The sequence below is a fragment of the Vibrio sp. J502 genome, assembly GCF_025397955.1.
In the GTDB taxonomy this organism is placed as follows: Bacteria; Pseudomonadota; Gammaproteobacteria; order Enterobacterales; family Vibrionaceae; genus Vibrio; species Vibrio anguillarum.
Genome location: NZ_CP104554.1, coordinates 1926257 through 1951448, shown reverse-complemented (window position 1 = coordinate 1951448; position 25192 = coordinate 1926257). Strand labels below are relative to the sequence as shown.

Genomic DNA, 25192 nt, shown 5'->3' with positions numbered 1-25192 from the left:
TTATTGGAACGTGCCGACCATCGTCAGTTGCACGTCATCAAAGACATTGCGAGAAAGGTGGCGAGCAAAGGCTTTCATCCATACCGAGAGTAGCTCTTGTACCTCTGGATGGGATAAATCGGTGCTCCCCGCATCGGGTTGATAGCACCAGCGATTAGCCAGATGAAAGTACAGCTCAGGCTCCACGGTTGTGCTGTTGTCATCGGGATAAGAGAAGCTGGCAAAGAACACCACCAACCAAGGGCTTGAGGTTGACTCTCGCTTAAACTGTACCTCTATCGGGTGCAAACCTTGTCGATGTCGGTAGTAACTCATTTGGCGGCAGTTCAGCACGAGTCTCTCGGCGTTCTCTGGGAGAGTGTATCTATTCAACAGTGCTTCCAATGACGCATGTAAAGCGTCATCAATAGAAAGCTCACCGTAATGTTGCTCAATCATAGCCATCCCCTTTCAGCAAACGAGGTGCAGGTATCGCCTGTCACGATATGGTCAAGTACGCGAACATCCACCAGCGCTAAAGAGTCCTTGAGTCTTTCGGTTATGCGTCTATCGGCTTGAGACGGTGTTGAGTCTCCAGATGGATGGTTATGGGCAAATATCACCGCTGCTGCATTCACTTCTAACACCGCTTTCACCACTTCACGTGGGTAAACGCTGGCCGCATCCACCGTTCCATGAAACAGCTCTTTAAACTCAATCAGTCGGTTTTGGTTATCCAGTAACAATAAAGTAAACACTTCACGCTCATAGCTGCCCAGTTTACAGCGCACATACTCTTTGGTGGCATTAGGGTTAGTTAGGGCATCACCACGCACGTAGCGTGTTGCCAGTATCTCAGCCGCATGCTCCAGGATTTCATTTTCCTGATAGCGTTGCTGCTTTTGGTAATCGGACGTTTTGGGATTCATTTCAGGCTCCTGTCGGAATCAATGATGGGTATTCGCATTGATGACATATGCCTGAATATTTTTGGATTAAGTCTTGTCGCGCTAAGGCTTAAAACATAGCCGTCTTTTTTACTCCAGCGCTTTATCCCATGAGGACCACAGATATAGGAGGACGTCCCATGAGATTTTTAAAGCTAAAAGAAGTAATGAAAAAGACAGCACTGAGCCGTCCGGCGATTTACCGCAACATGAATTAGGGATAGTTTCCGCAATCAGTCAGCTTGGGTGATAGATAGATGGATTGCTTGGGTAGATAGTGAAGTTGATGAATAGATGGAAGGATGTTTGCAAGGGCGTTAATTGATGTGCTTGGTTAATATTAATAGCGCTGCTAGAAGTAGCAGCGCAGTACAATCCACCGCGGTGAATCTAGAGACTTAGCTAAATAAAAAAGTTTTAAGTTCTTCAAAGTTGCTAAGCACCAGTTGTTGCCCTTGCGGGTTAGATTTCTGAGTATGGATATCGATGTTATAGGTATCAAGCACATAGCGAATGAGTGACGCGTTGGTCTCTATGCTGAGAGCGCCATTACTCATTGCATAATCTTTTTCTATCACCGCGCGTTGTTTTTCATTTAGGCGAAGGTCGGGTATTAGCTCTACGTTCACTTTGGTATTCCAAAGTTCATCGTCACGTTTACCGTGTATCGCATTATTGTTGATATCGGGAATACCTTGTATGCGGCTTAAAACAAAATCACGATAGCCACCAGCCTGTTCACAATAAGCACGTACATGCCAGCGTAGTGGAGTACAAACAAGAGTATGCGGGGAAATAATGCGCTCAGATTGCTCACCATCTTTTAGCGATGTGTAGCAAATATCGACACGTTTTTTCTCTCGTATCGCCTGCACCAAAGGACGTAATACTTGTGGCGAAATATTGCGTGTTACTGGGCGAACCATAGTGGAATGTTCAAAGCCCATATCGAGCTCATTAAAAGTGACCGTCATATCCTCACTACGCGAAAGAATATGCAAGTATTCATCGGCATGGCCGGAGGTGAGTTTAGGGCTAAAGCTATCACTGGGTTTATAGCCTTTGAGGTACTTATCGTAAACCAAGTTGCCAGGTGAAATCTCCGCAAGATAAGTATTGATGTCTTTGGAAGCTTGTTGACGCCCGATACCAAAGCTCTGGATCAGATGGTTGGTGGTCAAACGCCCTTCCCATAAAGCAATAATCTCAATCATTCGGTATCGAAACAGCAGATCCCATCGAATTGGCCATGCACTCATTGTTAGATTCCTGTCTAGTTATTCGACATGTTCATGTATTCAGTGTTTACCTGTCGCTATTGAAGTCATATTGTTGTGTAAATTGAAAATCGTCAAGACAGTAACCAAAACAATGTAACGCATTGGTGGGTGGCCTTTATGAATTACATTAACAGCGAAAACAAACATAGTTTGTGGGAACTTGAGATTAAAGGTATCCAAGGCCCAATATTAGCTATTGATTATTTGGGACTTTATGGTTCGGTACCTGATGAAGTGCGTACCTCATTGATAAAAAAGAAAATTGTAGTTCACAGTGCTGAAGGTGAAGATTTTATTCAATGTGGTTATTGTGGCCTACCTGTAAGATATCGAGCGCGAAGCGCGACTAGCAGAGCTGCTTTCTATCACAAGCATATCCCAGAGTTAGATGAGGTTGATTGTCCATTTCATAGTGATTACAAAGGGGACTTTGTATTCTCTGAAACTGACGTGCATGAAACGCAATGGCACTTTCGTACAAAACACTTCATTGCCGGCATATTGAGGGAGTCAGGCAAAATAAAGCGCAAATCTGTCCAAGTGGAAAAGTTTGTCTTTGCAGAAAAAGGCACTTCCAATAAATGGCGAAAACCTGATATTTACTTTGAAGACACCAATGGTAATCGATTTGCGATAGAGTTGATTCAAGGTTGGTTAGACCCAGAAATAATTCATGCTCGCGAGCAGTTCTTTTTAGGGGAAAAGGTTAATCTGATTTGGTTGTTCAGTGAAGGTCGAAGCGATTCTATTTTCTATTACATTATGGGCTCTTCTCCGCTTAGGTGAGCTTGATATTTGGGTAAAAAGTTGAGTGTGTATCGGGAACCGATGTTTGTCTGATCTTCAATTTGAAATAGTCTGTATCTCTCACCCCTCTTGCCCTTCGTCTGAGTAAGCCAATCGAGACATTACCTGCTTCTACCCGAGCGTTAGTCAGTTTGTATTTTCCGTAGTTACAAATACCCACTTTTCTTTCCAATAAAGCATCGGCAAAATTAATTAAGGAAAGTATTCTGGTCGATTTGGCAAGACGACACCAAGCTTCTAGAGCTGCCACCATTGTTTCGTAATCGGGTTCATCCCATATGGCTTGTAGCTGCTCTTTGAGCATGTAAACAACGCACAAAGTCTTGTTGCTCTCAAGTAAGTCATCAAGTCTGTCAGACTGCCTATCATCCAATTTGTGAGCGTTTTTCAGTAGGAGGAAGAGCGTTCCTTTCAACATTTTTTTTTCGTCGTGAGAGCCATTTCTAAAAGCTTTTGCTCTCTCTTTTTTGATTAAGATGCAGTAGTTCTGCATGACATGAAATCGGTCAAAAACAATATCAGCATTGGGAAGCATTTTCCTGACCGCCGACTGGTAAGACTGGCCCATATCCATTGATACTGCTTTGATTCCTGATTTGGTTTCTTCTGATAGTTGCTCAAAGAAGGAGATCAGAACTTCTGCTTTTCGGCCATGTTCAACCCAAATTAAATGCCCAGAGACGAGGTCATAAACAACCGTCATATAATCGTGTCTCTTGGCTCTGGCAACTTCATCGACGCCAATATGAACCAAGTTATTCAGTTTCTCGGGGTCTAATGCTGGTAGGCTTGAACGCAAGTATTCCCTATCGATATTTTTTACTGTTTCCCAGCGGATTCCTAAATGTTGAGAGACGGCATGTATGCTCATATGGCGACATAACCCACTGATGAACTTGCAAAAGCGAGCGGTATAACGACCACCTTTAGCCACATATTCAGTCTCTTCGATCAACCGTCGTCCTTCTTTGTCTCTAGTTTTAGCCAGCTCAACCTCAATCGTACAAGGTCGCCCACTCACAGGTAAATCTTGAAGACGTCTTTTAACGTAGTGATCGACGGTGCAGGAAGTCCCTGATATTGGCTCTTTGACTTTATACCTACGATCTCGACGACAGCGAACGAGTACGCCTTGGGACATTTCTTCTATTGAACAAGATTCAACACACTGGCCTTTAAAGCTAAATAACGAGGAAGACAAAGACGACAAAATAGACTACTGACTTATTTTTAAAATAAGCATTATAAATCATGTGATTATGATGAATGAGCCTGTGCATACAGACTCATGAAAGCGGAGAAGAGCCCATTATGTATGGTACTGCCTTAGAGGCTCACCCCAAAAGTTTTGCTGAGTTTGAGAGCAAAGTGAGAGACATTCAATGTAATGCGTTTGTTTTCTCCCAAGAGGCGTTAGATAAAAGCCAAGAGAGCAGAGAGTTCTGCTTCGAAGTACATTTCCCCGAGTTTGATCTTAAATTAACAGAGCTTTTCTTAGAGATGAGCTATGGGCGCCAAATGGTGGCATTGAGTGATTTAATGTTGTCTCCAGAAAGGCTGCCATATGCAATAAATACAAAATCTGCTTTGTATGGAAAGCAACAAGAACTGTCAGTGGCTCTAGAGGAAAAGGCTCAACGAGAGTCTCAACAGGCAGTAAAACGAATCTATCAAGTGCTTGATCAGATTGTTTCTCGTGGAGAAAAGGGTGAGCTTTCTTTGTTAGCACTTACGCATTTATCAGATGAGATAAATGAATGCTTTGATTATGTATTGCAGGAGTATGATGAACGAAGCTCCCTACTTGAATTAGCTCGCCAAGCAATCGCCCGAGAATGTACTAGGCTTGAAGAGCGACAAAGGAAAGCTGAGCGTATAGACCATGCCAAGGAGCTTAGAGGATTACACCACCAAATAGTTTATGTCCGAAGAGTCCTTAATCAAGGTGTAACAGTTCCAGAGTTAACAGATCTCAGATACCACCTAGCAGATGTTATAAGCAATTATTGGAAAGTTATATCTAGTGATTTGTCTTCTCCCATCTGGCAGCGTTATTTGAACGTTCTTTTGGAAAAAATTGGTGCCCAAACAACTTCACTTGCCAAAGATCTACCGAAGCCATTGGCCATATGGAGCATCACTAATGATCTTCTCAGCTATCCACTCGAGAAACGCATGCAACTGTTCGAGACTCAAAGTTCATTGGGTATCAATATGTCACATCAACTTTCAGCATATTCTCTTCATAAATCACCGCAAGAAACTCAAGAGCTAAAAGACAAATTAGACGAGATTAAACGCCGAACTAAAGAGCAGTTTTTGAACAGGAATTGGAAGGTATTAATGGAGGGCTGGGATTCGGAATATAGCTATTTCGATACTTTTCTTCAAGCGGGAGACCTCCTTTGCATTGAGGAGCCATCAGAACTTCAAGGACATGAACAAGATTGGGTTGAAGATGCGTTAAACAACTTTGTAGGGAGCCTGGCTATCCAGGTAGATGAGCTCTACAAAGCTGCTTTTGAAAGGTCTTACGAGAGAGTCGATAGAATTAGGCTCGGCAAATTGCTGGCGTTTTGGGACTGGCTTGATCAAGGTGGATTTCTCTTCGGTCAACCAGTTTCTGCTGAGAAAGCAGTTGAACTAAGGAAATATCTGTTAGAGCAAGACTACGACGAAAGTAAGATAGGCCGTGTATAAATTTAACGCTCTTAAAGCTGACACAAAGATCAATAACACCGAGCTCTGCGAACTATTCGGTTGTAGCCCACAAGGTGGGATGCGCCGCGCGCACAAAACTAATACTTTGGTGATTGTCTCGAACCACATCAAGTTTATTTATGACGATCGTTGCCAATTTGATGCGGCATGTACTGAGTTTAGTTGTCAGGGGTTAGAACTATCACTTGCTTTGTTTAACTGGGGGCAGGACATGGTCTTTAGGAATGGAAAGCTGGTAGTTGAAGATCGGCGTCAGTACAAGCATTACACGGAGGGTAGTTACAGAGTATTGCTCAGTCGCGGGCGCAGTGGTTTGGTCATAAAGTGTGATGACCAAGAAACGTTCGAATACTTGAAACAATGTGGTATGCAAGTGTAGTGGTCAACTAAAATTGGCCACGGTTTTAGAGTTTTCCCAATATAATCGTTCTGATTCATTGGGAGTTAGACCACCGTTATACTGATGTGGCCTGAGTTGGCAGTAATATCCGATAATGTAGCGGGTGATTTCTTGTTGAGCCTCAGCGAAGCTACGATAACCCACAGTTGGCACCCATTCCGTCTTCAGACTTCTAAAGAAGCGCTCTATCGGCGCATTATCCCAACAGTTTCCTCGGCGAGATAAACTCTGTTTTATTTGAAAGCGCCACAGTAATTGACGGTATTTACGGCTAGTATAATGACTGCCTTGATCGCTATGGAACATGACACCTTTTGGCTTTCCGCGAGATTCATAGGCCATAGACAGCGCTTTACCTGTCAACCGACTATCAGGCGACAAAGACATTGACCAACCGATCACTTTGCGGGCAAAAAGATCGATAACGACCGCTAAATACATCCACCGATTACCTGTCCAAATATACGTAACATCGCCAGCCCAGACTTCATTTGGAGCCGTAACAGCAAATTGACGACTTAAGTGATTTGGAACGTCAATATGTTCTTGTGAAGCCTTTCTGTAACGATGCTTTGGTTCTTGGCAGCTCACTAAACCAAGAGTTCTCATTAGCTTTGTTGCTCGGTATCGGCTCAGCTTTACACCCTGATTTGTGACTATATCTGCAATGGTTCTCGCTCCCGCAGAGCCATTGCTTGCGGCGTAAGCCTCGCTAATCAAGCTGCGCAGCTTTATTGTTTCCGCATTAATTAACGCTGGGCGTTTAAGCCAATAGTTATAACTACTTCGATGAACATTGAAGACTTCGCATAATATTTTTACGCTGTGGCTCTGCTTGAGTTTCTTGATTATCAAGAATTGTTCAGTGAGTCCGACATCAAGAGAGCCGTGGCTTTTTTTAGTATTTCATTATGCTCTTCAAGGCGCGCCAGCTTCTTTTTCAATTCCCGAATTTCTATTTGCTCAGGGGTCATAGGTGAAGCTTTCGGTGTTTTCCCTTGGCGTTCTTCTCTAAGCTGGCGAACCCATTTATCCATCGTGGACTTGCCCACATTCATGGCTTGGGCTGCTTCCGTCACTGAGTAATTTTGGTCTAAGACTAGCTGCGCTGCTTCTAACTTAAATTCTGCGCTAAATAGTCGTCTTGCACGTTTTGTCATAATGTCACCTGTTAACTTATGAGGTGATGATATCACCTCTAACTAAGTGACCAAATTCACTGTACCACTACAGTAAAATCAGGTTATACCTTCGATGACTTGTTTAAACCTGTTTCACATAACACTTTCGTACTACTCTGTTTGACGTTATGAAAGCTCCGTATGTAATGTTGTTCTTAACCTGTTGTTGCTATTGATTTTATTCGCCTTTCGGATGAAAGGTTTGGTTTAAATCATTTTTGAGTTAAACAAATGGAATTACGACGTGTTCTAACTGAGTTAAGAAAGTTTGTTGAAGATGAACATAGAGCAAACTATGAAAAGCTGTATGAAGTCTGGGAGAAACCGCTCACCCAAAAACTTACAAAAGGTGAGTCTCAACAAATTCGTTATGTCCGAAAAGAAGGTCAAAATCACCTGCTTGTTACTTTGGGCCAAAACGAGTCGAGATTTCGTGAAGGGGACATGATATGTCTTCATTTGGGTGAGCCAAGCAAAAAGAGGCATGTACAGCAAGGTACTATCGAAGCGGAAAATGAAGATGAGTGGTTGGTTCGAGTTCATCAAATAGATGATGAGAATCTTCAGGAGATTATTTCCGGTTGTTATGCTGATCCAGACACAATGGATCTAAAACCATTTTATGATAAAGCATTGGATGAAATAGCTGAGTCCAAGCGAGGTAGAGAAATAGTACTACCGTTGCTGGCAGGTAAGTTGGACACAGGCTTTATTTTTGAAGATGATTACGATGAAGCCGCTGACTTTGCCGAAGAGTGTGGTTTAAATGAGCACCAAGCGGATGCTGTAGGTAAAGCTGTTTCCGCTAAGTACCTAGCTTGTATACAAGGGCCTCCCGGAACCGGAAAAACGAAAGTAATCAGTTTGATTACAAAGTTATTGGTAGAGCAAGGTCAACGAGTATTTATGACGTCACATACTCACATGGCAATAAACAATGCGCTTAATAAAATCGCTGGTGAAAACGTTCCAGTGATCAAAGTTGGAGCAAGAGGTTGTACTAAGGGCCTTGATAAAAGTGTTAAGCATTTTGAATATGGCGATGATTGGGAGAACAAACCGGATTCTGGGTACGTAATTGGAGCTACTCCTTTTGCAACGTGTAGTGCAAGGTTAGAGCAATATGACTTCGATACAGTCATTTTCGATGAAGCAAGTCAAATCACTCTTCCATTAGCAATTATGGCAATGAGAAAGGCGAAGCGATTTATATTTGTTGGTGACCACAAGCAATTACCTCCAGTAGTACTTTCGGCCTCTGTTCTTGATGACTGCTCCATCTTTTCGCGGATGATATCTGGTAACCCTAATGTTTCAGTGATGCTTAGCCAAACATATCGTATGTGTCACGCTCTATCTAGCTGGCCTAGTCAAATTTATTATTCTGGGCGTTTAGTCTCAGCTGGCCCCAATGCTACACGCACTTTCAATCTGCCTAATCAGCCTCAAAAGTATGCTGAAGTCTTATCTGCTGAATCTCCTTTTGTATTTATTAAGTCTCCTGCAATAAATGCACGAAATGTTAATAGGCTTGAAGCTGAACTTGTAGTTGATCTTATTGAAACTGCAATTGAATCAGGGCTGAGTGCTAGTGATATAGGTGTAGTAACGCCTTTTAGGAGCCACGCTAAAGCTCTGAAATCTCGACTAGCATATAGGAAAGGTATTTTTTCGTCGGAGACTATTGTTACTGATACAGTTGAAAGAATGCAGGGGCAAGAAAGGGAAATGATCATTATTTCTCTTTGTTCTACAGATCCTCAGTATATAAGTGCTATCGCTGAGTTCTTTTTTCAAGCTGAACGCTTAAATGTAGCGATCACTCGTCCACAAACAAAGCTGATATTAGTTGGCCCTGAGATCTCTAGTTCTTTTCTCCAAGAGTCAAATGACGAGAGCTTGCTCAAAAGAGTTGAAGAATATCGTTCTTTGATTAACTCAGGATATAAATATAATAAATAGGAAATGTTATGGCACAGATGGAATCAATTACGGGCTTAGATCGTAAAGTTAGAAGGCATTTTAAAAAAGTTCTCAGTAGATTGTCAGACGAATTCATTGTCCGAGAACCATTACTGGATGAATCAAAAATTGCACCAATCGTATTGGAAGGACCTTGTAAAAGTTGGTTGATGATTGGTTGGCACGAAAAGCGGCCAAATGAAACTGAGCTTGCTAAATGGAGGCGCTTCAATTCAGATTTACTTTCTAAGGGATATCAACCAATCAAGTATCTTGCCGTAGTTGAGGAGGATTTGAAACACAAGGCAACAAATGAAGAACAGGCTGACAGATTCATCCATATCCACGATCAAAAGGGCTTTTACATAGACGGTGAGAAGAATATTGTCGACCTTTTGACAGAGTCTTCGCTTGAACAGTACTACTGGGTAAAAAAGACACTTTTCCCTGAGTCAGCAATCCATTCTCAATGTACGACCAGGAAGAGCGTTTCAAGAGTAGATAATAAAGCTAGTCTGCAACAGTTTTTCTTAGATTATGATCAAGAATTGGCAACTCGTTTTGACATGCTTGAACAAGCAGACGTAAGCGAAGAAAGTCAAGATGATTTCTCTGTAATGCTCATTAATGGGGTTGCTGGTAGTGGGAAAACATTGATCCTGATAAATCGTGCTATAGCATTTTGTAAGAAGCACCCCGATAAAAAAGCATTACTTGTTATTCATAACAAGCCGGTCACTTCAGATATTAAGCATAAATTTGAAGAGTGGTTAGGTGGAGCCCCTTCGAACCTGAAGATCGAGACATTTCATCAATTTGCTCTCAATCAACAGAAGAAAGTTGCTAACAATTGGAGGCTCACTCCATTATTTGGCGACAAAGATATAGAACCCCTTCGTTCCCAAATCCTTTGTGATACCAATGAGAGCTACACTCAGTTGAAGTTAACTGATGGACAGATCTGGTCTGAGTTAGAGTACATCAATGAATATCTGATAAAAGATGAGAATGAATATTTAGAGTATGAACGTCAAGGCAGAGGCTTTGCTCTTCAGAAGTCGCAGCGTGTGCATATTTGGAAACTCTACGAGATGGTAGTTCAGACAATGTCTAGTCCTAAAGGATATTTACCAAGCCTTTATATTAAGGACTTAGCTTTACTCGAAGATACCTCTGTGTTGGAAAAGTTTGATCATATTTTGGTCGATGAGGCTCAGTTCTTTGCGCCTTCTTGGCTCCAGCTAGTTAAGATGTCGTTAATTTCAAACGGTGCAATATTTCTGTGTGCAGACCCTAACCAAGGCTTTCTAAAGAGCCGATTGAGCTGGAAAAGTGTTGGTTTCAATGTTCGAGGGCGAACAAAACTGCTCAATTATTCATATCGCACCACTTATGAAATTATGATTGCTGCGAATGCATTGATCGAAGGTATTGAAGATGACACTGATGATTTCGTAAAGCCGGATTTAGAAAGAATGGAGAGAGGGGTCAAACCTCAGTTAATCTATAGTCATACTCTTCAAGATGAAAAGACACGTTTTTTAAATGAGTTAAGTGAATGTTGTAGATCCGACGATATACCTCTTCAGCAAGTCATGGTGCTTTGCAGTGGTAGCTATAGTCCTTGGAGCCTTAAAAGTGATATTGAGAACACTCTAGGTAAAGGAACCGTGGTTAATTACAATGACTGGAAAGACATTAAAGATAATATCGGTGGGAAAATCCGTCTTATGAGTATTAACAGTTGTACAGGAATGGAATCAGGAGTGACATTCGTTCTTGGGGTTGGTGAGTTGATGAATCAAGCTAAAAACATTGATTTAGATGATACTGAAAGAGAGATCGCTCAACAAGAATCCCTTAGAAAACTTTATGTATCAATGACTCGAGCCGGGCAACGACTGGCCTTATTTAGTACCGAGAAACTGCCTGAACGGGTACATGAACATGTAGAGGTTTCTGGTGCTTCATTATATTGATTAGTAAGGCAGATTCAATCAGGTCTACTGGCCTGAAAACGCGGTTATATAGATGATCACTGTTAAGTGGTTAGGAAAAGAGTGGGGTTTTGTGCCTCCCACCCCTTTCTTTTTTACACCACACAATCGTATTTACGAGCTGCATTGACAGCCATACACCCTATAAGGCCGCCAGCTAATATGTACAGCAAAGAGTTCTTCGATTGGTTGCAGTGAGCCAAAAGCAAACCTGCAACAGCACCAAGGCTCGCTCCTTGTAACTGCTCACTGGATGGTTTGTCGTGTAGAACTGTGGAGGCTAAATGCTCACAGTTATTATCTAACACCCTATATTTTCTAGCTTTCTTGATCAATTGTTCTGCTTGATTAAACAGTTTGTTTGTAAGCGCGTCATAAACCCCGCATTCTAATCACCTAGCCCGAATAATAAGATCAAACCTCCAACCCAAAGGAGATTTGAAATGGCCAAACGACGCACTAACCAAGAATGGCGAACCCTGTTCGAACACTATGAATCCAGCCAACTATCACAACGATTATTCTGTGAACGTAACGGACTGAGCCTCTCCACTTTTTACGCTAAGCGCCAACAGTTAAAGCACATCGAAAAACCGAACACGGTTGGCTTTGTTAAAGCAGAAGTCGTTGAAAAGACCACAAAGTATCAAGCCACTCACGTTGTCGTTGCCAATATGACGCTGCTCGTCAATGATGTTGAACTGAGCATCCCACAAGGCACGCCAGCGACCTATCTCGCAGAGCTTATCGGTGCGCTGTCATGAAACGTATGCTCAGTGCTCCCGAAATCTATCTCTATCGCGAAAGCGTCGATTTTAGAAAGTCCATCAACGGCCTCGCTGCGATTATCGAAAATGACACCGACTTGCCCTTGGGCAGCGGCGCACTGTTCCTGTTCACCAACAAACAGCGCGACAAAATCAAAGTGCTGTACTGGGATAAAACAGGCTTTGCTCTTTGGTACAAGCGCCTTGAAAAAGCCAAGTACAAGTGGCCATCAAAAGAGCAAAATGAGGTGTTTACCCTAACTCAATTCGAGCTTGACAGACTGCTTTCTGGCTTCACGATTATCGGCCATAAACCCGTTAGAATAAACGATTTTACAATGACTTAAGCGATAATATAGCCATATCCACCAAGCATTAACGGCATGATTTTAGTATAATCAATGCCATGAAAAAGACGCCAAATATCAACTCAGAAAGCCAAGATGTTGCCGAGCTACAAGCGATGGTGAAAGCGCTGTTGGCGTCAGAAACCCAATTGAAACAAGAGCGTCAATCGCTGCTTGAACAGCTCAAACTTGCCTTCGACCGTCAGTTCGCTAAACGCTCGGAGGCGTTAAAGCCTTACGATGAATCTCAAGGTGATCTCTTCAACGAAGCGGAGTGTGAGGCCGCTAAGGAAGAAGAGGTTGAAGTTGTCACAACGACCATCACAAAGAAGAAACGTGGTAAACGCAAACCACTGCCAAAGACCTTGCCTCGTGAAGTTATCGAACTCGATTTAAACGACGATGAAAAGCAGTGCACTTGCTGTCAACATAACCTGCATAAAATCGGTGAAGACCGTAGCGAGAAACTTGAGTTCACGCCAGCGGTACTAAAAGTGTTGGAATATGTTCGTCCTAAATATGCTTGCCGCCAATGCGAGCAAACAGAAGACAAAAACCACGTCGTTCAAAAGCCAGCGCCGCAAAGCATTATCCCGAAGAGCTTCGCCACAGAAAGCTTGTTGGCCAATATCATCCTCGGCAAATATCAATACGCGATGCCACTTTACCGCCAAGAATCCCTGTTTACCCAGTCGGGTATCGAACTCTCACGAACCACCATGGCAAGGTGGATTATCCAAGTCAGTGAGAAGTTCGCTCCACTTTACGCGGCCTTAAAAACGCACCTACTTGAGCAAGTGGTGATTCAGGCGGATGAAACGCCGCTCAATGTCCTCAAAGAAGATAAACAGTGTTATATGTGGCTTTACTGCTCGGGCGCAGACTCGCCTGAAGCCGCCCTCCCTAATGTGAGAAATATCGTCTTGTACGACTATCAAAACAGTCGAGCTAGGGCGTGCCCTGTTGCCTTCTTGGGGGATTACAGTGGTTATCTACAAACCGATGGCTATGGTGTTTATGATGGGCTTCATCTCGTCACCAATGTCGGTTGCTTGGCGCATGCTCGGCGCAAGTTCATGGAGGCGAAAAAGCTGCAAGGCAAAGGCAAGTCAGGCAAAGCGGATAGTGCATTGGCTAAAATCCAGAAACTCTATGGAATAGAATCACGCTTAAAAGGTGCCTGTGCCGAAAAACGGAAAGCAGAGCGCCAAGAGCATGCTAAGCCGATACTGGATGAGCTTTATGAATGGATGACAACTCAGAAAGTGCTTGAGTCTAGCCCGCTGGGTAAAGCGATAAAATACACGCTCGGTCAGTGGCCGAAGCTGAGCCGCTATATCGATGACGGTCACTTATCGATAGACAATAATCGTGCTGAACGCGCAATAAAACCGCTGGTTATAGGCAGAAAGAACTGGCTCTTCTCGACCAATCCCAATGGAGCTGAAGCGAGCGCGATGCTTTACAGTATCGTCGAGACAGCGAAAGCCAACGGCCTTATCCTTTACGACTACATGGTTAAGTGCATGAAAGAGCTAGCGAAATCTGAGCCTGATATCGATGCACTCCTGCCTTGGAACTTCCAACACTAACAATATCGCCCCGTGGGATCATGGGGCGGATACGTTTGTTTTTCTTGTCTTCACTTAAATGGCTTAAGACGACTTTCACTGGTTTGCCATTTGCGTACTCTTCTAAAGCACATATCTCTACATTACCGCTTGGAGAGTTGTGAAGTACTTTCCCTTTGCCTAAGTAGATTCCGGCATGCTCCACCAGCAGCTTTGAACGATAAAGCAGGTCACCAATATTAAGTTTATTCTTCATAAATTATCCTTTTTAAATTAAAGTATTTGTATGCAATAAAAACATTGAAATGCGTAAAACGTATATCAATGCATTTAATCTATACCTATGCACTTAATTGATCAAGTGTAAATTTGTTATTGGTGGTGCAAATGCAAGAGAAAATGGTTTCTTACTCATCGATTTTGGGCGTAGTCGTCGCGAACAAACGAAAAGAACTAGGGGTTGAGCAGAGCGTATTAGCTGAGAATATGGGCCTCTCGCAAGCTAGCTACAGTCGCCTCGAGTCTGGAAAGTCAACGTTCTCAGTCGACCAGATGTTTGAATGTGCCAAAGCTCTGGGTATTGATCCTGAGGTGCTATTTCATTCAGTTGTGAATACGGTTAACAATCTTCAGGATAGTGAACAAGTCTCCGTACAAGCCCAGCTAAGAGCTAACGCAACAAAAGCTAAATCTGAAGGGGGGAGCAATGTAGGTACTTTCATTGCGGGAGCGGCCTTGGGAGCATTAATAGTTGGATTGGCTGGCAAGTCCAAATAAACGTAACGGATATCAATGTAACTGATTGTATGTCTTGGTATATTGCCGAAATTAAAAGTCAAAATGGTTAGGGTGTGTAGTGCTTCCAAGTTATCAAGATTTAATGAAGCCAGTCTTAGAGGCTGCGAAGAATGAAGAAGTTAAGCTTAGCAACGTTGTAGACTTGCTAGCGGAGCATTTCAATCTGTCAGAAGACGAGAGAACAGAGCTTCTTCCCAGTGGACGACAAGCAGCTTTTACAAACCGCGTCGGATGGGCCAAAACCTATCTAACGAAAGCAGGGCTTTTGGACTCAACAAGGCGTGGTCATTTCGTGATAACAGAGTTGGGGCAAGATGCTCTAATCAGTGGCGAAGAGATAAATAACCAATACCTTAAACATTTTGATGACTTCAACGCTTTCACTAAGCAAAAAAATGGGGATTCAAGCAAAGTCGAAGAGACAACGCTGTCTAACAATGATGCAACGCCAGACGAAGTTCTGCGCGCGGCCTATAAACAAATCAATGATACGCTAGCCTCGGAAATTCTTGCCCGTACACGTAAAGTCAGCCCCGCATTTTTCGAACAGCTACTAATAGAGCTGCTTCTTGCCATGGGGTATGGCGGCACTGGAGAGGGTATGGCTCACACCTTGGGTAAAAGTGGTGACAACGGTGTTGATGGCGTTATAAATCAAGATCCATTGGGTGTTGACCAGGTATACATTCAAGCGAAACGTTATGCAGAAGGTGCCAACATCAGCTCTAGCAATATTCGCGACTTCTTTGGCGCACTTAACCTCAAGAAAGCACAGAAAGGCATCTTTATTACTACCTCTGATTTCACTCCTTCCGCTGTTCAAACTGCAAAAGATTTAGGCATGCGCATCGTACTGATTAATGGCAAAGAGTTAGCAAAATTGATGCTCCGCTACAACATCGGTAGCCGTGATGAGCAGGTGATTTACCTCAAACGCATTGATGAAGAATTTTTCGAAGGATAATACGTCATGGCAGACTTCAGTAATTTTGATTTCCTAAAATCACACCATGATTGGCTTTTTAAACTAGCAGAGAGCGCAGAAAGAAACTTTGTCCCGTTTCCAAACACAGCGTTAGTCAACGTGCGTCAGTTGGGAGAGGCTATTGCACAAACAATAGCTTCACGTGTTGGTGTTGAGTATGGTGCTAACGTTAAGCAAATTGATCTTCTCAAAGAGCTAGATTGCGTTCTGCGTCTTGATGATAACGTTCGAGATGCCTTCCATACAATTCGTAAACTTGGCAATAGTGCAACACATGCTTTTGACAGTTGTACACACAGAGACGCACTAAAAGCTCTGATGGTTGGTCATGCGTTGTCGATGTGGTTCCACATCACTTTCGGTGGCGATGCAGCTAAAGGCTTTAAGATTCAGAAGTTCGTCAAGCCTGAAGACCCATCAGACTATGTTCGCCAGCTTGAAGAGCAAGTTGATAGACTAAAAGTTGAATCACAGAGAACGCAAGATCGCATTAAGGTCGCGGAAGAACTTAGCAAAGTTGAAGCCAATAAAGCGCAAGCTGAGAAGTTACGTGCCGAAAAAATGGCTGAAGAAAAGGCCATTTGGGAAGAGTTAGCTGAAGAGCATGAGAATACTTTGTCCTCATATCGCCTCAAGATGGATGAAGCAAACATTGTTTACTTCCAAACTTTTCGTTCTAAATCTAAAGCAGATCAAGCTTCTGAAATTCAGCGTATTGAGAAGTCTCCCTTTGAGATGGATGAAGCTGAGACTCGAGTCATTATTGATCAGCAATTGGTGGATGCCGGATGGGAAGCCGATACTGAAAATCTTCGATATTCAAAAGGTGCGAGGCCTGAACCGAACAAGAATAGAGCCATCGCAGAATGGCCCACAAAATCAGGTCCGGCAGACTATGCGCTTTTTATGGGAATGACTCTCGTAGCAACCATTGAGGCGAAAAAATCTGCGAAGAATGTGTATGGCGCAGTTGATCAAGCAAAACGCTATGCAAAAGGTATCCAGCACTTACCAAGCAACGTTGAAGTGACCCAGCATAATGAATTTTTGGTACCAGTGGTGTTTGCCACCAATGGCCGTGCGTATTTAAAACAGCTAAAGCAAGAAAGCGGTATTTGGTTTTTAGACGTCAGAGACAGTACCAATCGTAGAAAAGCCCTCAAAGGCTGGTACACCCCCCCCGAGCTAAAAGAATACTTGCGTCAAACACCTCAAAAAGCCAACGCAGAGTTGGATGAAATGGGTTTTGAGTACGAGTTAAAGCTCCGTGACTATCAAAAAGCAGCGATCCTCTCTGTAGAAAAAGCGATCAAAGATGGAGAAGAAAAGGCGCTGGTGGCAATGGCAACGGGAACGGGTAAGACAAAAACCTGTATAGCCTTGGTATATCGACTGCTGAAAGCACAACGTTTTCGTCGAATTCTGTTCTTAGTAGACAGAAGTGCCTTGGGCGTTCAAGCCTCGGTAGATTTTGGTGAAGTGCGAATGGAAAACCTCAATACTTTCGCAGATACCTTCGAAGTGATGGGCATGGAGCCGGATAAGGCCCCGAAAGCCGTACCTGATGACGATACCAAAGTACATGTAGCGACAGTGCAGGGCTTAGTGAAGCGCATCATGTACCCATCAGAAAATGGTTCAAAACCAGGTGTAGGCCAGTACGATTGTATCGTGGTCGATGAGTGCCACCGTGGATATTTGCTTGACCGAGAACTCAGCGATACTGAGATTAAGTTTCGAGATCAGAAAGACTATATGTCCAAGTACCGCGCTGTTATCGAATATTTTGATGCCTTTAAAGTGGGTTTGACCGCTACACCTGCGATTCACACAGTCGATATATTCGGTGAGCCAGTATTCGCATACAGCTATACCGAAGCTGTGATTGATGGGCACTTAGTCGATCACTTACCGCCTGTTCGTATTCACACCAAGTTAAATACGGAAGGAATCAACTATCAGGTTAACGAAGAAGTTCAAGTTTATGATCCGCAAACTCAGCAGCTTGATTTGATCCACACGCCAGATGAGTTGGATTTTGATGTTTCGGATTTTAATAGAAAAGTAATCGCCCCAGAGTTCACCAAAGTGATCTGTAAATGGCTAATCGAAAGCGATTCTTTAAACCCGTACTCACAAGAAAAGTCATTGATTTTCTGTGTCACAGACCGCCACGCCGATGAAGTCGTAGAAGCATTAAAACAAGCGTGTGAAGACTATCACGGCGAAGTTGAAGATGATGCAATTCAGAAAATTACGGGTGCCTCGGATAAGCCGCTGGAAAAAATACGTTTGTTCAAAAATGACCGCTTACCGAATATTGCCGTAACGGTGGATTTGTTAACGACGGGTGTCGATGTGCCGAGCATCTGCAACCTAGTGTTCTTGCGACGTGTCAACAGCCGCATCTTGTTCGAGCAAATGCTTGGTCGAGCTACGCGCCGTTGTGACGAGATAGGTAAAGAGCGATTCCGCATCTACGATGCTGTAGATATCTACAAACAGCTTGAGAAAGTGAACACAATGAAACCTGTTGTGACCAAGGTCGACATTACCTTCTCTGAGTTGGAGCAAGAGATCACCAAGGGGGCGGATACCAAACTGCAAGATCTGGCTAAAGATCAATTTCTTGCCAAACTGCAAAGCAAGAAGAACCACTTAACACCACTTCAACAGGATGAATTTGAGCGAATCGTTGGCAAGCCACCTAAAGAGTTCGCCAAAGAACTGAAAGCAATGAACACAGAGGATGTGGCGATTTGGTTTGTTAGCCATCCTGGCTTAGGCGAACTTCTTGATATGAAAGTACAGGGCGGCAGTGGACGAAACAAAATAGTGATATCAGACAAGCCTGACGACGTTACTGGTACATCAACGGGCTATGGCAGCGGCCAGAAACCAGAGGATTACTTGTTATCGTTTGCTGTCTTTGTAAACGCAAATAGTAACCGGATGGTGGCATTACAAACGGTTATCCAAAGACCATGGGAGCTGACACGAACTGACCTCAAGCAACTCGTTGTAGAGTTGGAAAAAAACGAATTTAGAGAGGAAGAGCTAAAAGTAGCTTGGAAAGAAGTTAAAAACGAGGACATCGCCGCCCGAATTATTGGTTTTATTCGACAAGCCGCAATCGGTGAGGCCCTTATTCCGTATGAGCAACGTGTTGATAATGCCTTGCAGAAAATACTTGCGAGTCGTGCCTGGAAAACGCCGCAACGAGAGTGGTTGGAAACTATCGCCGCCCAGATGAAAGCCAACATCGTTGTTGACGAGTCTAACCTCAACGAAGGTATTTTTAAGCAACGCCTTGGTGGTCTCCAACGAGCGAACAAGCTTTTTGAACAGCCTGTGGTTGATGTCCTCGCGCAATTTAACCGTGCTATTTGGTCTAATGATGACCGTAAAGTTACGGCATAATCGGTTACAATACCCAACAATTTAAATGAGCTAAGTAAGCAAACGATGAGCACACAAGACTTAATTAATAAACTATGGAGCCTCTGTCACCTGTTACGTGATGATGGTGTTACCTATAATGAATATCTAAATGAGCTTACATTCCTCGTTTTCTTGAAAATGGTAGAAGAAACAGGTCAAGAAAAGCTGATCCCCGAGGGGTACCGTTGGAAAGACATTGAAAAGTTCAATGCTGCAACACGCCTTGAAGAATACAAGAAACTACTGGTTCACTTAGGCTCGCATGGTTCACTCATTACCAAAGCAATTTTCAACAACGCTTCAACCTGCATTCGCAAACCAGCAACACTGACAAAACTGGTCACAGAGATAGACAAGCTTGACTGGTATTCGGCTAAGCAAGAAGGCTTGGGCGACATGTACGAAGGCTTGCTTGAAATCAACGCCAGCGAGAAAAAATCCGGTGCAGGCCAGTATTTTACCCCACGAGTGCTGATTGAGGTGATGGTTGAGCTGATGAAGCCAACGCCGAAAGACAAACGTCACAATCAAAAAGGTGACGTTATCGTTGACCCTACAGCGGGCACTGGCGGCTTTTTGATTGCCGCCCATCAATACATGGAGAAGAACTTCGATGTGACGGGGCTGGATGAAGCTGATTACGACAGCTACCAGCATGAAACCTTCTTTGGCATGGAGTTGGTGCCAGATACACGTCGTCTAGCAATGATGAACCTTATGCTGCATGACTTGGCAGTGGACGATGAAAACTCTGGTGTGCTGTATGGCGACACCCTATCAAATGAAGGCAAGGCATTACCCAAAGCATCGTTAATTCTCGCTAACCCACCATTTGGTACCAAGCAAGGTGGCGGTATACCAACCCGTGACGATCTTGTGCAATACACTAGTAACAAGCAACTGGCATTTTTGCATGCCATGTATCACGTAATGCTCAAGCCTGGCGGCAGAGCTGCTGTCGTATTGCCTGATAACGTGCTATTTGAAGGTTCGACAGGTCGTAAAATTCGTAATGACCTGATGGAAAAATGCAACCTGCATACTATCTTGCGCTTGCCTACAGGTATTTTCTATGCAGCTGGTGTTAAGACCAATGTGCTGTTTTTCGATAAACCAACAGATATAAACCAAGACAAAGGCAACACCAAGAAGGTGTGGGTATACGACCTTCGCGTCAATATGCCGAAGTTTGGTAAACGTACCGTCTTGGAAAAAGAGCACTTTGACGAGTTTTATCGAGCGGTAGGCAGTGATTTAACGCAAGTGGATGAAGCTCAACGTCAAGCCTTTATTGATAACCACCAAAATGGTAGTGCTGTTGGTAATATAGATACTTGCCGCTTGCGTGCATTTACCCGTGATGAAATTAAAGCCAAAGATGACTCGCTAGACTTGGCTTGGATTCGTGATGATAGCTTGGAAGATTCAGCTGGTTTGCCTGAGCCTGATGAACTTATTGCCGAAGCGATTGAGGAACTAGCGGGTGCAATTGTTGATTTACAAGCAATCATGGTTGAATTAGGTGGTGTAGATGTATCCAATGAGGTTCTTATATGAACATCGAAAAAAAATGGAAAAGAACATCATTGGGTGAGTTCATTAAATTAAAGAGTGGTTTCGCATTTAAAAGCAAAGATTACACGAAACCTGGTGAGGGCACGGTTCCGATTATTCGGATCTCCGATATTCAACAAGGTAAAGTTTATACTTCAAATGCCGAACATGTTCCTAGTGAACAAGCAGACGTGAAGTTTTTAATTGAGAAAGGCGATTTACTGATAGCAATGTCGGGTGCTACTACTGGTAAAACAGGCGTTTACTCTGAAGATAATATTGCTTTCCTTAACCAACGAGTAGGAAATCTGAAATTAGTTAATGAAGAAGATTCTTGCTTGAGGTATCGAGACTATTTGGTTCAAAGCTTACAAAGTGAGATATTGAAAAGAGCTTATGGTGCTGCACAGCCGAATATATCAGCTAAAGAGTTTGAGAGTATCGAAATACTTCTTGCTCCACATCATGAGCAAAAGCGTATTGCGAGTAAGTTAGACGCAATTTTTGAAAAATTGGAGATGGCACAGTCTCGCTTAGAAAAAGTTCCTAAGCTATTAAAGCGTTTTCGCATGTCTGTTTTGTCTGCGGCAGTATCAGGAGAACTTACCGAAGAGTGGCGAGATGTGAACAATGCGGATGACTGGGAGCATGTAAGTCTTAAACAAGTCGGTAAAGGTTTTAATTACGGCTCTTCTGCTAAATCCAAAAAAGAAGGCTCGGTACCTGTACTTCGCATGGGTAATTTGCAAGACGGCAAATTAGATTGGTCAGATCTTGTCTATACATCGGATGAAAAAGAGATTGAAAAATACAAGCTCGAGTCTGGTGATATTTTATTTAACCGCACCAATAGCCCTGAATTAGTTGGAAAGACTTCTATTTATCGCGGTGAGAGAGAGGCAATATTTGCTGGTTATCTGATCAAAGTTCAGGGAACCGAGCGCCTCAACAGTGAATACCTCAATATCCAGCTGAATAGTCCTCACGCGAGAGATTACTGCTGGCAAGTGAAAACGGATGGCGTTAGCCAGTCAAACATCAACGCCCAGAAGTTGAAAGCGTATGAGTTCAATTTGCCTTCTATCGAAGAGCAGGAAGAAATCGTAAGAGTGGTTTCAGAACTACTGGCTAAATCTGACTTGGTTAAAAAGCAATATGAAGCCGCGAAATTTCGTGTCGACAAGCTCACGCAATCAATACTTGCACGAGCGTTTCGTGGTGAGCTGTTTGAACCTTTCACTGAAAAGGCCGAGCGACTAGCTCAACCGCAATCATCAGATTTAGGTGAAGAGAAGCCTAAAGAACAAGAAGTACGGGCAGAGCATGTTGATGAAGTGCCAGTTCGAATTCAGCCGACATCAAAAGCGGTCGATGATAAGAGTGAACTACTGTCACAGCTAAAGTCAGCCCCAAAAGCCATGACGGCACAGCAGCTATTTGATAGTTCATCTTTCGAGACATTCAAAGCCATTGATGAGTTGTTTGTTGAGTTAAAACGTCTGTTAGAACTCAAATTGATCGAAAAAGTGGGTGAAGGCGAAAACTGTCAGTTTAAGGCTGCTAAGTAGTGAAAATAGATTACTTGCACATTCGCAGTGGCTTTAAAAACGTTCAAGATTTAGAGATTGACTTTGATAACAGGCAACTGTTGACCGTTCTTATCGGACGAAACGGCTCCGGAAAATCGAACGTAATTGAAGCGCTAGTTCGCATTTTTCGTGCGTTAGACCTAGGCGATGAACCCGCGCCATTTAGCTATAAACTTAGTTATTCACTGGGATCATCTTCCGATAGGCGCATCGAAGTTGATGCGTCACCGGAGTATGGCTCGACACCAATTCAGCAACACAAAATACAAGTATCGACGTTAGGTGAAAGTGGTCAGTACTCTCTGCCAGAAAGTATTTCGTTATCCAAAGTGACACGAGATAAGGAAGGTAATTCAGATTATCTGCCAAAGCATTTGTTCGCTTACTATTCTGGCCCCAGTGATCGCCTAGAAGACTTGTTTAAACCGCACAGAACCAAGTTTTATAACCAACTGCTGAAGAATCAGGTGGAAATTGAGGACGAGGTTCGTCCTCTTTTCTACGCCAAACCCTTTCACAGTCAGTTTGTGTTGTTGGCATTCTTTCTAAATCAACAAAAAGGTGTCGGTCGAGAGTTTCTTCAAGACCAACTCGGCATTGAGGCCTTCCACTCTGCTCACTTCGTTTTTCGACGACCTGAGTGGGGGAAAAATAATAAAAAGGACGTCTTTTGGGGCGCAAGGGGGGTAGTACGTGATTTCCTTGAGCGGATATTGCCGCATAGCTTAGGTGCGATTAAAACCGTTAGAGAAGAGGAAACAACTTTAACGGGCAAGGGCGTGAACAATGAATTTGTTCACTTATTCTTACCTGATCTCTATAGCCTGAAGAAAGTGGCACGAGGCCTTGGGGCCAAGAATTTTTTCAAAATGCTCGAAAGCACCTTGTTGTCTGACCTGCTGAGCAGTGTGCACATCAAGGTTCGACTAAAAAATGAGGAAGTTGTGTCGTTCAGCGAGCTCAGTGAGGGCGAACAGCAGTTACTAACAGTACTTGGATTATTGGAGTTTACTGTTGAAGAAGACTCTCTATTCCTGCTCGATGAGCCTGATACACACTTAAACCCTGCATGGGCTGCCAAATATCACTCGTTCTTGAAGCGATTCATACCTGATAAACGTTTTTGCCATATTTTGATGGTCACTCACCATCCGTTGGCTATTGCAGAGCTAAACAAGGAACAAATTCAGGTTCTCAGGAAAGATGCTGATGGGCAATCATTTGCTGAAACGCCTTTGGAAAGCCCTATTGGAATGGGCGTCAATGGCATACTAACCAGTGATATGTTTGACATGGCAACGACGCTGGATCAGCATACGAGCAAAGTGATTGAAAATAGAAGAAAACTTCTTGAAAAGAATATTCTGACCGATACTGAGGCTAGGAGGTTGAGTGAACTAAACGACTCACTTGATCGATTGGGGTATAGCTATACCCATCCAGATGAAGACTATCGACAATTCTTAATTGCTCGTAAAAAAGCCATGCAGCAGATGGAGGCAGAAAACAAGGACTCGACAGAGTATCGCCTCAAGCTCATTAATGCGATTTTAAAAGACCAAGGATTGATTGAATAGTGCGTTACATAGATCCAAATCTTATTGACCAGTGCAAGCCTGCTAACTGGGACGTTAATTCACAACGATGGGCACAAAGAGTACAACGAGCTGCTGACAAGTCTGCTGAAATTAAATCAATTGGCAGTAAGTGGAGTGACTTTAAACCTAAGTTCATTCGCGAGTTTGGGGATAAATGTTGGTACTCGGAGGTTCCGAGAATAGGTACAGATTTTGATGTCGACCATTTTAGACCCAAAGGTGATGTAAAAATTTCAAAGCAGTCTTATGCTACTCGATTAGTTCATGGGGTAAGCCAAAAGCACCCAGGATACTGGTGGTTAGCATTTGAAGCGAAGAACTATAGGTACGCTTGCATTGAGGCGAACCGGCCAAGAGCGAATGGAGGTAAGCATGATTACTTTCCGCTTATGGATGAAGCAACGCGAGTTTGGAACTGTTGTAATATCGCTGCTCACGGGATGGAGGACGTTAAGCTTTTAGATCGTAAGCGCGTCATAAACCCCGCATTCTAATCACCTAGCCCGAATAATAAGATCAAACCTCCAACCCAAAGGAGATTTGAAATGGCCAAACGACGCACTAACCAAGAATGGCGAACCCTGTTCGAACACTATGAATCCAGCCAACTATCACAACGATTATTCTGTGAACGTAACGGACTGAGCCTCTCCACTTTTTACGCTAAGCGCCAACAGTTAAAGCACATCGAAAAACCGAACACGGTTGGCTTTGTTAAAGCAGAAGTCGTTGAAAAGACCACAAAGTATCAAGCCACTCACGTTGTCGTTGCCAATATGACGCTGCTCGTCAATGATGTTGAACTGAGCATCCCACAAGGCACGCCAGCGACCTATCTCGCAGAGCTTATCGGTGCGCTGTCATGAAACGTATGCTCAGTGCTCCCGAAATCTATCTCTATCGCGAAAGCGTCGATTTTAGAAAGTCCATCAACGGCCTCGCTGCGATTATCGAAAATGACACCGACTTGCCCTTGGGCAGCGGCGCACTGTTCCTGTTCACCAACAAACAGCGCGACAAAATCAAAGTGCTGTACTGGGATAAAACAGGCTTTGCTCTTTGGTACAAGCGCCTTGAAAAAGCCAAGTACAAGTGGCCATCAAAAGAGCAAAATGAGGTGTTTACCCTAACTCAATTCGAGCTTGACAGACTGCTTTCTGGCTTCACGATTATCGGCCATAAACCCGTTAGAATAAACGATTTTACAATGACTTAAGCGATAATATAGCCATATCCACCAAGCATTAACGGCATGATTTTAGTATAAT

General features: G+C 43.4%; 23 protein-coding genes and 1 pseudogene. 17 read left to right on the top strand and 7 right to left on the bottom strand.

Going from position 1 to position 25192, the window contains the following annotated elements:
* Both N5E84_RS08995 and radC read right to left on the bottom strand, forming a co-directional pair.
* On the bottom strand, positions 1-438 hold the full coding sequence (locus N5E84_RS08995) for a DUF2787 domain-containing protein (RefSeq protein ID WP_029388286.1): 438 nt from the start codon (positions 436-438) through the stop codon (positions 1-3).
* Positions 435-908, bottom strand: coding sequence for a RadC family protein (gene radC / locus N5E84_RS08990; RefSeq protein WP_019282495.1), 474 nt, complete (start codon positions 906-908; stop codon positions 435-437). The genes N5E84_RS08995 and radC overlap by 4 nt, the downstream gene beginning before the upstream one ends.
* 158 nt (positions 909-1066) lie before the next feature.
* Between radC and N5E84_RS08985 the strand changes: the two are divergent.
* Positions 1067-1220 (top strand): annotated as a pseudogene (locus N5E84_RS08985) (AlpA family phage regulatory protein).
* Between the two features lie 104 nt (positions 1221-1324).
* On the opposite strand, the gene N5E84_RS08980 reads toward N5E84_RS08985, so the two are convergent.
* Positions 1325-2185, bottom strand: a complete 861-nt coding sequence (locus N5E84_RS08980; RefSeq protein WP_019282496.1) for a helix-turn-helix transcriptional regulator — start codon at positions 2183-2185, stop codon at positions 1325-1327.
* Between the two features lie 138 nt (positions 2186-2323).
* Between N5E84_RS08980 and N5E84_RS08975 the strand changes: the two genes are divergently transcribed.
* The gene (locus N5E84_RS08975; protein ID WP_234834141.1) at positions 2324-2992 is read left to right on the top strand and encodes a hypothetical protein; all 669 of its coding nucleotides are present in this window, start codon (positions 2324-2326) and stop codon (positions 2990-2992) included.
* Here the strand turns inward: N5E84_RS08975 and N5E84_RS08970 are convergent.
* A complete protein-coding gene (locus N5E84_RS08970; RefSeq protein WP_076611988.1) occupies positions 2985-4154 on the bottom strand; it encodes an ISL3-like element ISVa10 family transposase in 1170 nt (389 codons plus the stop codon). The genes N5E84_RS08975 and N5E84_RS08970 overlap by 8 nt on opposite strands.
* 170 nt (positions 4155-4324) lie before the next feature.
* On the opposite strand from N5E84_RS08970, the gene N5E84_RS08965 reads away from it, so the two are divergent.
* The gene (locus N5E84_RS08965; protein WP_234834142.1) at positions 4325-5713 is read left to right on the top strand and encodes a hypothetical protein; all 1389 of its coding nucleotides are present in this window, start codon (positions 4325-4327) and stop codon (positions 5711-5713) included.
* The gene (locus N5E84_RS08960) at positions 5706-6113 is read left to right on the top strand and encodes a DNA/RNA helicase domain-containing protein (RefSeq protein ID WP_095661263.1); all 408 of its coding nucleotides are present in this window, start codon (positions 5706-5708) and stop codon (positions 6111-6113) included. The genes N5E84_RS08965 and N5E84_RS08960 overlap by 8 nt, the downstream gene beginning before the upstream one ends.
* A 3-nt stretch (positions 6114-6116) precedes the next feature.
* Here the strand turns inward: N5E84_RS08960 and N5E84_RS08955 are convergent.
* Positions 6117-7294 (bottom strand): IS3-like element ISVch4 family transposase gene (locus tag N5E84_RS08955; protein WP_095661264.1). Its coding sequence is split into 2 segments (ribosomal slippage): positions 6117-7036 and positions 7036-7294, totalling 1179 coding nucleotides; the frame shifts between segments, so codons are not numbered across the junction.
* 252 nt (positions 7295-7546) lie between these two features.
* On the opposite strand from N5E84_RS08955, the gene N5E84_RS08950 reads away from it, so the two are divergent.
* Together N5E84_RS08950 and N5E84_RS08945 are read left to right on the top strand one after the other, a co-directional pair.
* On the top strand, positions 7547-9277 hold the full coding sequence (locus N5E84_RS08950) for a DEAD/DEAH box helicase (protein ID WP_095661265.1): 1731 nt from the start codon (positions 7547-7549) through the stop codon (positions 9275-9277).
* 8 nt (positions 9278-9285) lie between these two features.
* A complete protein-coding gene (locus N5E84_RS08945) occupies positions 9286-11256 on the top strand; it encodes a UvrD-helicase domain-containing protein (RefSeq protein WP_019283187.1) in 1971 nt (656 codons plus the stop codon).
* 113 nt (positions 11257-11369) lie between these two features.
* On the opposite strand, the gene N5E84_RS08940 is transcribed toward N5E84_RS08945, so the two are convergent.
* Positions 11370-11582, bottom strand: coding sequence for a hypothetical protein (locus N5E84_RS08940; protein ID WP_234834143.1), 213 nt, complete (start codon positions 11580-11582; stop codon positions 11370-11372).
* Positions 11583-11717: 135 nt separating this feature from the next.
* On the opposite strand from N5E84_RS08940, the gene tnpA (N5E84_RS08935) reads away from it, so the two are divergent.
* From tnpA (N5E84_RS08935) to N5E84_RS08925, 3 genes are read left to right on the top strand one after another with little or no spacing between them, the layout of a single operon-like run.
* The gene (gene tnpA, locus N5E84_RS08935) at positions 11718-12038 is read left to right on the top strand and encodes an IS66 family insertion sequence element accessory protein TnpA (protein WP_019283194.1); all 321 of its coding nucleotides are present in this window, start codon (positions 11718-11720) and stop codon (positions 12036-12038) included.
* The gene (tnpB, locus tag N5E84_RS08930) at positions 12035-12388 is read left to right on the top strand and encodes an IS66 family insertion sequence element accessory protein TnpB (RefSeq protein WP_019283195.1); all 354 of its coding nucleotides are present in this window, start codon (positions 12035-12037) and stop codon (positions 12386-12388) included. The genes tnpA (N5E84_RS08935) and tnpB (N5E84_RS08930) overlap by 4 nt, the downstream gene beginning before the upstream one ends.
* Positions 12389-12447: 59 nt before the next feature.
* Positions 12448-13980 (top strand): IS66-like element ISVa11 family transposase, encoded by a 1533-nt coding sequence (locus N5E84_RS08925; protein WP_069211897.1) that lies wholly within the window; start codon positions 12448-12450, stop codon positions 13978-13980.
* Here N5E84_RS08925 and N5E84_RS08920 read toward each other — a convergent pair.
* The gene (locus N5E84_RS08920) at positions 13907-14215 is read right to left on the bottom strand and encodes an NlpC/P60 family protein (protein WP_116285030.1); all 309 of its coding nucleotides are present in this window, start codon (positions 14213-14215) and stop codon (positions 13907-13909) included. The genes N5E84_RS08925 and N5E84_RS08920 overlap by 74 nt on opposite strands.
* 131 nt (positions 14216-14346) lie before the next feature.
* Here N5E84_RS08920 and N5E84_RS08915 point away from each other — a divergent pair, with 131 nt between their 5' ends.
* From N5E84_RS08915 to tnpB (N5E84_RS08880), 8 genes are all read left to right on the top strand, one after another.
* Positions 14347-14736: a helix-turn-helix domain-containing protein gene (locus N5E84_RS08915; protein ID WP_019283185.1), complete on the top strand. Its 390-nt coding sequence runs from the start codon at positions 14347-14349 to the stop codon at positions 14734-14736.
* A 79-nt stretch (positions 14737-14815) separates the two neighbouring features.
* Complete coding sequence (locus N5E84_RS08910) at positions 14816-15721, top strand: restriction endonuclease (RefSeq protein ID WP_019283184.1); 906 nt, start codon at positions 14816-14818, stop codon at positions 15719-15721.
* Positions 15722-15727: 6 nt separating this feature from the next.
* Entirely contained in the window at positions 15728-19162 is a 3435-nt protein-coding gene (gene hsdR, locus N5E84_RS08905; RefSeq protein WP_019283183.1) for a type I restriction-modification system endonuclease, read from the top strand.
* A gap of 45 nt (positions 19163-19207) precedes the next feature.
* The gene (locus tag N5E84_RS08900; RefSeq protein ID WP_095661266.1) at positions 19208-20740 is read left to right on the top strand and encodes an N-6 DNA methylase; all 1533 of its coding nucleotides are present in this window, start codon (positions 19208-19210) and stop codon (positions 20738-20740) included.
* Entirely contained in the window at positions 20737-22305 is a 1569-nt protein-coding gene (locus tag N5E84_RS08895) for a restriction endonuclease subunit S (protein ID WP_019283182.1), read from the top strand. Before N5E84_RS08900 ends, N5E84_RS08895 begins: the two co-directional genes overlap by 4 nt.
* Entirely contained in the window at positions 22305-23903 is a 1599-nt protein-coding gene (locus N5E84_RS08890; protein ID WP_069212214.1) for an AAA family ATPase, read from the top strand. The genes N5E84_RS08895 and N5E84_RS08890 overlap by 1 nt, the downstream gene beginning before the upstream one ends.
* 566 nt (positions 23904-24469) lie before the next feature.
* Positions 24470-24790: an IS66 family insertion sequence element accessory protein TnpA gene (gene tnpA, locus N5E84_RS08885; protein ID WP_019283194.1), complete on the top strand. Its 321-nt coding sequence runs from the start codon at positions 24470-24472 to the stop codon at positions 24788-24790.
* The gene (gene tnpB, locus N5E84_RS08880) at positions 24787-25140 is read left to right on the top strand and encodes an IS66 family insertion sequence element accessory protein TnpB (RefSeq protein ID WP_019283195.1); all 354 of its coding nucleotides are present in this window, start codon (positions 24787-24789) and stop codon (positions 25138-25140) included. The genes tnpA (N5E84_RS08885) and tnpB (N5E84_RS08880) overlap by 4 nt, the downstream gene beginning before the upstream one ends.
* The last annotated feature ends 52 nt before the right edge of the window (positions 25141-25192 follow it).

Coding starts and splice junctions, on each gene's coding strand:
- N5E84_RS08995 (WP_029388286.1), bottom strand. CDS start 438: ATGATTGAGCAACATTACGGTGAGCTTTCTATTGATGACGCTTTACAT.
- radC (WP_019282495.1), bottom strand. CDS start 908: ATGAATCCCAAAACGTCCGATTACCAAAAGCAGCAACGCTATCAGGAA.
- N5E84_RS08980 (WP_019282496.1), bottom strand. CDS start 2,185: ATGAGTGCATGGCCAATTCGATGGGATCTGCTGTTTCGATACCGAATG.
- N5E84_RS08975 (WP_234834141.1), top strand. CDS start 2,324: ATGAATTACATTAACAGCGAAAACAAACATAGTTTGTGGGAACTTGAG.
- N5E84_RS08970 (WP_076611988.1), bottom strand. CDS start 4,154: ATGTCCCAAGGCGTACTCGTTCGCTGTCGTCGAGATCGTAGGTATAAA.
- N5E84_RS08965 (WP_234834142.1), top strand. CDS start 4,325: ATGTATGGTACTGCCTTAGAGGCTCACCCCAAAAGTTTTGCTGAGTTT.
- N5E84_RS08950 (WP_095661265.1), top strand. CDS start 7,547: ATGGAATTACGACGTGTTCTAACTGAGTTAAGAAAGTTTGTTGAAGAT.
- N5E84_RS08945 (WP_019283187.1), top strand. CDS start 9,286: ATGGCACAGATGGAATCAATTACGGGCTTAGATCGTAAAGTTAGAAGG.
- tnpA (WP_019283194.1), top strand. CDS start 11,718: ATGGCCAAACGACGCACTAACCAAGAATGGCGAACCCTGTTCGAACAC.
- tnpB (WP_019283195.1), top strand. CDS start 12,035: ATGAAACGTATGCTCAGTGCTCCCGAAATCTATCTCTATCGCGAAAGC.
- N5E84_RS08925 (WP_069211897.1), top strand. CDS start 12,448: ATGAAAAAGACGCCAAATATCAACTCAGAAAGCCAAGATGTTGCCGAG.
- N5E84_RS08920 (WP_116285030.1), bottom strand. CDS start 14,215: ATGAAGAATAAACTTAATATTGGTGACCTGCTTTATCGTTCAAAGCTG.
- N5E84_RS08915 (WP_019283185.1), top strand. CDS start 14,347: ATGCAAGAGAAAATGGTTTCTTACTCATCGATTTTGGGCGTAGTCGTC.
- hsdR (WP_019283183.1), top strand. CDS start 15,728: ATGGCAGACTTCAGTAATTTTGATTTCCTAAAATCACACCATGATTGG.
- N5E84_RS08900 (WP_095661266.1), top strand. CDS start 19,208: ATGAGCACACAAGACTTAATTAATAAACTATGGAGCCTCTGTCACCTG.
- N5E84_RS08895 (WP_019283182.1), top strand. CDS start 20,737: ATGAACATCGAAAAAAAATGGAAAAGAACATCATTGGGTGAGTTCATT.
- tnpA (WP_019283194.1), top strand. CDS start 24,470: ATGGCCAAACGACGCACTAACCAAGAATGGCGAACCCTGTTCGAACAC.
- tnpB (WP_019283195.1), top strand. CDS start 24,787: ATGAAACGTATGCTCAGTGCTCCCGAAATCTATCTCTATCGCGAAAGC.